Annotated in this window: 4 protein-coding genes, 1 tRNA gene, 3 rRNA genes and 1 pseudogene; 5 read left to right on the forward strand and 4 right to left on the reverse strand. The window is 57.8% G+C overall.

Annotation, left to right across the window (positions count from 1 at the left end):
• Positions 1-4 precede the first annotated feature (4 nt).
• The 4 genes and pseudogenes from LDH66_RS23150 to LDH66_RS20055 form a co-directional block, all read right to left on the reverse strand.
• Positions 5-301, reverse strand: a complete 297-nt coding sequence (locus tag LDH66_RS23150) for a prepilin-type N-terminal cleavage/methylation domain-containing protein (RefSeq protein WP_319004372.1) — start codon at positions 299-301, stop codon at positions 5-7.
• Positions 255-572, reverse strand: a pseudogene (locus LDH66_RS23155) (SDR family NAD(P)-dependent oxidoreductase); the annotation flags it as partial. The pseudogene LDH66_RS23155 and the gene LDH66_RS23150, both read right to left, overlap by 47 nt.
• A 128-nt stretch (positions 573-700) precedes the next feature.
• Positions 701-1,303 (reverse strand): HTH domain-containing protein, encoded by a 603-nt coding sequence (locus LDH66_RS20050; protein WP_226482854.1) that lies wholly within the window; start codon positions 1,301-1,303, stop codon positions 701-703.
• Positions 1,290-1,502: a helix-turn-helix domain-containing protein gene (locus LDH66_RS20055; RefSeq protein WP_226482855.1), complete on the reverse strand. Its 213-nt coding sequence runs from the start codon at positions 1,500-1,502 to the stop codon at positions 1,290-1,292. The genes LDH66_RS20050 and LDH66_RS20055 overlap by 14 nt, the downstream gene beginning before the upstream one ends.
• A gap of 753 nt (positions 1,503-2,255) precedes the next feature.
• Between LDH66_RS20055 and LDH66_RS20060 the strand changes: the two genes are divergently transcribed.
• The 5 genes from LDH66_RS20060 (at position 2,256) to rrf (ending at position 8,760) form a co-directional block, all read left to right on the forward strand.
• The gene (locus LDH66_RS20060) at positions 2,256-2,564 is read left to right on the forward strand and encodes a hypothetical protein (RefSeq protein WP_226482856.1); all 309 of its coding nucleotides are present in this window, start codon (positions 2,256-2,258) and stop codon (positions 2,562-2,564) included.
• Positions 2,565-3,662: 1,098 nt separating this feature from the next.
• Positions 3,663-5,136 (forward strand): 16S ribosomal RNA (locus tag LDH66_RS20070).
• Between the two features lie 155 nt (positions 5,137-5,291).
• A tRNA-Ala gene (locus tag LDH66_RS20075) sits at positions 5,292-5,363 on the forward strand.
• 225 nt (positions 5,364-5,588) lie between these two features.
• Positions 5,589-8,509, forward strand: a 23S ribosomal RNA gene (locus LDH66_RS20080).
• 129 nt (positions 8,510-8,638) lie between these two features.
• Positions 8,639-8,760: ribosomal RNA gene (gene rrf, locus LDH66_RS20085) — 5S ribosomal RNA — on the forward strand.
• Together the 16S, 23S and 5S rRNA genes with 1 tRNA gene alongside form the textbook arrangement of a ribosomal RNA operon.

Genomic DNA, 8,760 nt, shown 5'->3' on the forward strand with positions numbered 1-8,760 from the left:
GTCACTAGACGGCGATGAACTGGTCGCGTGTGTACTCGCCGGCAGTCCACGTTTGATCGTCCTTCGAAGAATATCGTTCGGCAAAGTGCGGATCAGACGGCGTCCTCCACAGCTCGAGTCCGCCGCCGATGTCGATCACTTCGTTGGTGATGTAGTCCGGTTCTCTACTGGCGGGGCAGCGAACGAGCCCCGCGATCTCGCTCACGTTAGCGAACCGCTCGACCGGGACGTCCGCACGGAGATTGGCTTGGATCTCATCGGAAATCGCCACCACCATCTCCGTCAGTGTGAAGCCATGCATAATGCAGTTCGCCGTCGTTTTCGCGTCCGACAACTCGAGCGCACGTGACTGCGAGCGTGCAATCGGACGTGATTCCAGCGTCGTTGACGAGGACATCGATCGGACCGAACGACTCCTGAACTGCCTTGCGCATCGCATCGACCTCGTCACGGTTCGTGATATCGGCCTGAATTAGATGAGCCGTCCCCTCGGTATCCGCTTCCGGAATCGCGTTAGCGACCTCGTAGATAGCCGCCTCCGACGACCGATAGTTTACGATCCCGGTCGAGCTACGACGGCCCCGCTCACGGGCGGCCCCGCGTTCCGTGCCACACGAGCTACCGGTGACGAGTCATGTCCGGCCTGCGAGCGGTCAGCGAGACGGCTGTTCCAGCTCGGCCGACCGCTCTCTGATCCACACTATTGGTGTCGCTCCAGCAGTGGCTGCTGATCGTTCCGGGAATCATACGTGACGGTTTCTCCCGTATCCGCGCCGACCGCAGTAAGCCACTCGTTGACAGTGTATGTCCGTGCGGCGTCTGTCCGTGGCTGTTCCGTATAGGGGACAACTCCCCGGAGGGGTGCTGTCTCCGGGCCCGTCTCTGTCTCAGTGGGGTCGTCCTCGTAGAGCGCCAGTGCCACGAGCGGAACTCGTACTCGCTCGCGCGGTTCGTCGGAGCCGATTCCGAGCGGTGACGGTGGAATCTCCTGTCGACGGAATGCCGGCTCGAGCGTCACGCCGTGCCGTTCGGCCCAACGTTCGAACTCAGCCACGAGCTCGCGTCGCGTCGACTCACGCGTGTCGTCCGTTTCGACGACTGCATGCCGTTCTGGCGGCCATGGGCGGAGTTGATGGGTGTTGATGTGCCCGCGGTCGCAGAGCTGCTGCAGCCGGTTGACGATAGCAGTGATCGTCTCGGCAGTCGGTCCCGGAACGGTAGACCGCACGTAGCAGTCAACCCGGAGATCTGTCTGCGTCTCGGTGGGGACGATCGGGGATTCCGCGAGGTCACCGGCTGGCATACCCATCCTCCGTCCGATAGACGAGATCCTTTTCAACGAGCGACTCGAGCACGGCGAAGAGTGTGAGCTTGGACAGTCCGAGACGCTCTCGGAGGTCGGTCGCTGTCGCGTCCTCCGTCAGGAGGGACAGATAGACGAGCTTCGTCTGTGGTGATGTGAGATCGTCCGGTATCGCGATCAGCTGCTGACTCGTGGACATCACCGTCTACTCCCACAACTCGACGTATAAATACAGAGTGAGACACAGGCACATGCAGGGAGGAAAATCAATGGATAGAACAGTGACAATAAAGTGGTATTACCGATGAATAGCTAGCGGACGATCGAGAGCAGGCCGCAGGAGGAGAAGAACCGCGACTGTGGCTCAGTGCCATTCACGAGTGACCGCTCTTCAGCGGCCGGCCGTGTGCGGGACAGCGGGATATACGATCCGGACCAATCGCATTCTGATACCTGTAGTACGAGGAGAAAGCCGTCTACCCAACGCAGTTGGGACTCTGCCGAGGTCAACTGATCACGCGTAGTCGAGGGAAAGCAGAATTACCCGTGACTCATCTAGGAGTTAGTGATAATACCGGTGAAAACCCTACTTCCAGTTAATAAATCGTTGAGAAGTCAGCAGAATGAGTGGAGAAGGTATTAAACTGAGAGTAACCTCACCTGCGCTCGTACTGGAAAATAGCATTTCTGAGTCCTGTGGGTGGCCGACATCAGTTCTCATCGCGGGCAGTGCGGACGTGACCCCGATCACGCTCGCGCCAGTCTACATCTCGCCGATGGTCGCTGGTCTGGCAGTCTACCTCTCTCAAGATATCCCGCTGTCAGATGTCGGACTTCGACGAGGACGACTCCGATGGCTCGTCACGGCTACCTCTTATGGGAACTCGCTCTGGAGGGCTTCTGGAAGGTATCGTTCGCGACTGGTGCTCTGTGGGGTGTCTGACATACGCCCATGATCGTCGCCGGGTACAACACCCCATCGTTTCCCTACATCGGTGTTCTCGCCATGACGATCGCGTGTCTCTCCTCCTCACCGGTTTACTCATTGTCGTCGTCCGTGCTCGCCGCGGCCCTTCTCCACGGTGTGTTCAACGGTTCGGCCGGTCTCGTCCCCGCGTATGCGGCCGCGAATGGGCTAGTCCTCGAGGAGTTGGTTGCAAACCCCGTCGGTGCTGCTGGCGTGCTCGCGTTCGGTCTCGCTCTGGGCGTGATCGCAATCTTCGATACGCCTGTACTGTCTCGGAACGAACTCTCGAGGTGACGATAAGTTCGAGTGCCTGAAGCGTGGAACGGAACTCTACACGGATAGTGTACTGGATAGGCCACCAGTCACCTGGTCCGCAACGCAGGGACCGTGAACGCGAGCAGCCAATTCCGGCCTACGCGTTACGCTCGGTGGTCGCCCTCGCTGAGTAGGAGGAGACAGTACGACCGGCAACGGGTATCGCCGTCAGTCGGGAGCAGGCGACGGTTCACTCGTAAACGGTGTCTCTCGCGAATCGAAAAGCGACGAGTCCGACGAGGGCGAGAGGGACGCCCCTCGCCGGAGACCACGGTAGGATGCCAGTGGGCGCTGATTGGATCGCGGTCTGTCGCGCACAGCGGGTTGCGCGACAGATAACATGTTCGGGGGGAGTATTATCAACTTCTACCCGATTCCCAGTCGCTCGAAATCGTCCCGTCTGTTCGAACAACTCTCGAGCATTCATCAAGGGCGGGTGCTACGTGGTCGTTTTTCCTGCTGGTCCTCGGACGGTATGTATATCGTCTCGCCATTCGAATACTCCGTGTTCGACACCGCTGTTCGAACCGCAGGTGATGTCGGTGACTGAGTCCAGTGTGTATCCCCCGATCGAAGCCTACAGCGTCATCGGCAACCTCGAAACGCGTGCGCTCATTACACCGAACGGATCGGTCGACTGGTTTCTTTTCTCGCACCTCGAGTCGCCGAGCATTCTCGCCGCCGAGTGCGGCGGTCGGTTCGGGATATCATGTCATTGAATAGTGGGTGTGGCACCAACTACCTTTGGACCTCCGGTTCGTAGGCCTTAAGTAGTAATCAGCGATTGTGATTATATACGAAGAAGGAGGCGGCGTGCGTGGTGCACTCCGCTGGCCTGGATGGTTCCGATCCAAAGGGGTTATATACTCCGGAGGGTACGAATACATCCGCAAGAGATGAGGATTCCACCCCTGCGGTCCGCCGTACAGATGGGATCTGATGTTAGCCTTGGTAGTTCGGTGACGCCCGCTTGGTCATCCGACCAGCGTCATCGAACGTGGACCATTGTGTGAGTGTGTACAACATTCACCGCCAACAGACCCTCCTCCACCCTATAGTGGGGGAGATCAATATAGCATTCCGGTTGATCCTGCCGGAGGTCATTGCTATTGGAGTCCGATTTAGCCATGCTAGTTGCACGAGTTTAGACTCGTAGCAGATAGCTCAGTAACACGTGGCCAAACTACCCTATGGATCCGAATAACCTCGGGAAACTGAGGCTAATTCAGAATAGGGTTCACTACCTGGAGTGGTGTGAACCTGAAACGTTACGGCGCCATAGGATGTGGCTGCGGCCGATTAGGTAGACGGTGGGGTAACGGCCCACCGTGCCTATAATCGGTACGGGTTGTGAGAGCAAGAGCCCGGAGACGGTATCTGAGACAAGATACCGGGCCCTACGGGGCGCAGCAGGCGCGAAACCTTTACACTGCACGCGAGTGCGATAAGGGGACTCCGAGTGCGAGGGCATATAGTCCTCGCTTTTCTGTACCGTAAGGTGGTACAAGAATAAGTGCTGGGCAAGACCGGTGCCAGCCGCCGCGGTAATACCGGCAGCACGAGTGATGACCGCTATTATTGGGCCTAAAGCGTCCGTAGCTGGCCAGGCAAGTCTATCGGGAAATCCGCGCGCTTAACGCGCGGGCGTCCGGTGGAAACTGCGTGGCTTGGGACCGGAAGACCAGAGGGGTACGTCCGGGGTAGGAGTGAAATCCCGTAATCCTGGACGGACCACCGGTGGCGAAAGCGCCTCTGGAAGACGGATCCGACGGTGAGGGACGAAAGCTCGGGTCACGAACCGGATTAGATACCCGGGTAGTCCGAGCTGTAAACGATGTCTGCTAGATGTGGCACAGGCTACGAGCCTGTGCTGTGTCGTAGGGAAGCCGTGAAGCAGACCGCCTGGGAAGTACGTCCGCAAGGATGAAACTTAAAGGAATTGGCGGGGGAGCACTACAACCGGAGGAGCCTGCGGTTTAATTGGACTCAACGCCGGACATCTCACCAGCATCGACAATGTGCAGTGAAGGTCAGATTGATGATCTTACTGGAGCCATTGAGAGGAGGTGCATGGCCGCCGTCAGCTCGTACCGTGAGGCGTCCTGTTAAGTCAGGCAACGAGCGAGACCCGCACTCCTAATTGCCAGCAACACCCTCGTGGTGGTTGGGTACATTAGGAGGACTGCCAGTGCCAAACTGGAGGAAGGAACGGGCAACGGTAGGTCAGTATGCCCCGAATGTGCTGGGCGACACGCGGGCTACAATGGCCGAGACAGTGGGATGCAACCCCGAAAGGGGACGCTAATCTCCGAAACTCGGTCGTAGTTCGGATTGAGGGCTGAAACTCGCCCTCATGAAGCTGGATTCGGTAGTAATCGCGCCTCAGAAGGGCGCGGTGAATACGTCCCTGCTCCTTGCACACACCGCCCGTCAAAGCACCCGAGTGGGGTCCGGATGAGGCCGACGCAACGTCGGTCGAATCTGGGCTCCGCAAGGGGGCTTAAGTCGTAACAAGGTAGCCGTAGGGGAATCTGCGGCTGGATCACCTCCACAGACCGGGACCAGGCCGTCGTGCCTGGCCCACCTTAACTCGTGGCGCTTTGCGCCACGCGGTTCACGTTCGATCGACCACCGTATGGCCGATCGGGCACCTTTGAACTACCAAGGCTAACGCTTCATCCCTGTCCGCCCAGTGTGGGCGGACGTGGGCCCATAGCTCAGTGGTAGAGTGCCTCCTTTGCAAGGAGGATGCCCAGGGTTCGAATCCCTGTGGGTCCATGTCTCGGAGGACAACCGAATCGTGCCCCTTAAGTGGGAGACGCGACTTCGGTTTAATCCGAACAACGAACCAATGCACCACCCCGTGTAAACGCGGGTGGGAAGGGTTAATGCATGCCGCGTCTACGGCGTGCAGATGAGACCGTGTGTACGTGTAGTCCAGGCGTCCACTGGACCCGTTCCCGGGTCACTACGTGATCGCACTCTGTGCGATCGCCGATCCGATGAACGTGGCTACTGTGCCAGCTGGTGGATCGCTCGGCTTGAGAGCTGATGAAGGACGTGCCAAGCTGCGATAAGCCCAAGGGAGCCGCACGGAGGCGAAGAACTTGGGATCTCCGAATGGGAATCCCCACCGCAATTGCTTCGCGCAATGGGGAACGTCGAGAATTGAAACATCTTAGTATCGACAGGAAAAGAAAGCAAACGCGATGTCGTTAGTAATGGCGAATAAACGCGACACAGTCCAAACCGAAGCCTTCACGGGCAATGTGGTGTTCGGGCTGACTCTCATCAGCAGAACGGCGACGCGAAGTCTCTTGGAATAGAGCACGAAACAGGGTGACAGTCCCGTACCGTCGACAAGTACGCTGTGCGTCAGTCCCAGAGTATCGGGGGTTGGATATCCCTCGTGAATATCGCGGGCATCGACCGCGAAGACTAAACACTCCTCAAGACCGATAGCGAACAAGTAGCGTGAGCGAACGCTGAAAAGCACCCCACGAAGGGAGGTGCAATAGGGCGTGAAATCAGTTGGCGATGGAGCGACAGGGCACACAAGGTCCCGGACAAAATGAATCAGGTGCGAACCTGTAGTAAGAAGTTTGGGAAGCCGGTGTTCTGTCGTACGTTTTGAAAAACGAACCAGGGAGTGTGCCTGTTTGACGAGTCTAACTCGATTATCGAGGAAGGCGCAGGGAAACCGATATGGCCGCAGTGCTTTGCACCAGGGCCACCGTGTTCAAGCGCGGGGAGTCAAACGGGCACGACCCGAAACCGGACGATCTAGGCGTGGGCAAGATGAAGCGTGCCGAAAGGCACGTGGAAGTCTGTTAGAGTTGGTGTCCTACAATACCCTCTCGTGACCTACGTCTAGGGGTGAAAGGCCCATCGAGTCCGGAAACAGCTGGTTCCAACCGAAACATGTCGAAGCATGACCTCTGCCGAGGTAGTTTGTGGGGTAGAGCGACGGATTGGGGGACCGCACTCCGAGAGGAGTGCGCCCCCCTGTCCAACTCCGAACCTACAAACGCCGTTTGACGCAGGGAGTCCGGTGCACGGGGTAAGCCTGTGTACCGTGAGGGAGACAACCCAGAGCTGGGTTAAGGTCCCCAAGTGTAGACTAAGTGCGATCGAAGGTGGTCTCAAGCCCTAGACAGCCGGGAGGTGAGCTTAGAAGCAGCTACCCTCTAAGAAAAGCGTAACAGCTTACCGGCCGAGGTTTGAGGCGCCCAAAATGATCGGGGCTCAAGTCTACCACCGAGACCTAGCAGTGCGGTTCATACCGCAATCTTGTAGGTTGGCGTTCTGTTCGGGTGGAAGCACGGGTGAGAACTCGTGTGGACCGTTCAGTAACGAAAATCCTGGTCATAGTAGCAGCGTTAGTCGGGTTAGAACCCCGACGGCCGAACGAGTAAGGGTTCCTCAGCAATGCTGATCAGCTGAGGGTTAGCCGGTCCTAAGTCAGCCCGTAAGTCGAAGCTGACAACAGGGAAATAGGTTAATATTCCTATGCCAGTGTGCACTCAAAGCTGACGCTTTGGGGCCGCCTGAGCCGGGTTTTCGCCCGGTCGAACTGTCGAAGAGCGTGGAAGCCGTAATGGCACGAAGCGTTCGAATGGCAGAATCGCGCAAGTCAGGTCTACCCAGAGCCCGTGAAAAAGCGAGCACACTGTCCGTACCGAGATCCGACACAGGTACTCATGGCGGCGAAAGCCAAGGTCTGTCGGGATCAACCGACGTTAGGGAATTCGGCAAGTTAGTCCCGTACGTTCGCAATAAGGGATGCCTGCCTCGCGAAGAGGCAGGTCGCAGTGACTCGGGCGCTCCGACTGTCTAGTAACAACATAGGTGACCGCAAATCCGCAAGGACTCGTACGGTCACTGAATCCTGCCCAGTGCAGGTATCTGAACACCCCGTACAAGGGGACGAAGGACCTGTTAACGGCGGGGGTAACTATGACCCTCTTAAGGTAGCGTAGTACCTTGCCGCTTCAGTAGCGGCTTGCATGAATGGATCAACGAGAGCGCCACTGTCCCAACGTTGGGCCCGGTGAACTGTACGTTCCAGTGCGGAGTCTGGAGACCCCCAAGGGGAAGCGAAGACCCTATAGAGCTTTACTGCAGGCTGTCACTGAGACGTGGTCGCCATTGTGCAGCATAGGTAGGAGCCGCTACACAGGTACCCGCGCTAGCGGGCCACCGAGGCAGCATTGAAATACTACCCGATGGTGACTGCGACTCTCACTCCTGGCGGAGGACACTGGTAGCCGGGCAGTTTGACTGGGGCGGTACGCGCTTGAAAAGATATCGAGCGCGCCCCAAGATTTCCTCACCCGCGTCGGAGACGCGGGGAAGAGCGCAAGAGCAAAAGGAAGTCTGACAGTGTCCGGCACAACGACGGACGCTGACGCGAAAGCGTGGTCTAGCGAACCAATTAGGCTGCTTGATGCGGCCAATTGCTGACAGAAAAGCTACCTTAGGGATAACAGAGTCGTCACTCGCAAGAGCACATATCGACCGAGTGGCTTGCTACCTCGATGTCGGTTCCCTCCATCCTGCCCGTGCAGAAGCGGGCAAGGGTGAGGTTGTTCGCCTATTAAAGGAGGTCGTGAGCTGGGTTTAGACCGTCGTGAGACAGGTCGGCTGCTATCTATTGGGGGTGTTACGGTATCTGACGGGAACGTTCGTATAGTACGAGAGGAACTACGAATGGGTGCCACTCGTGTACCAGCTGTCCGGAAGGGCACGTGCTGGGCAGCGACGCACCACGGGGTAAGAGCTGAACGCATCTAAGCTCGAAACCCACCTGGAAAAGAGATACCACTGAGATCACTCGTAGAAGACGAGTTCGATAGACTCGGGGTGTACGCACCAAGGCAACGAGGTGTTGAGCCCGCGAGCACTAATCGATCGAGCCACACATTCATACATTACATCGCATTGGATCCGTGACGCGAGAACGGGTCCGGACGTAAACTGGACTACACGTACATACGGTCTTAGACACACCACCGATATTGGCATGACAGCGGTTCGATTCCGTTGATCGGCGTTACGGCGGCCACAGCGGCGAGGGTCCTCCCGTACCCATCCCGAACACGGAAGATAAGCTCGCCTGCGTTACGATCAGTACTGGAGTGGGCGACCCTCTGGGAAATTCGTTTCGCCGCCACCA

This window comes from Natrinema amylolyticum (genome assembly GCF_020515625.1).
Classification (GTDB): domain Archaea; phylum Halobacteriota; class Halobacteria; order Halobacteriales; family Natrialbaceae; genus Natrinema; species Natrinema amylolyticum.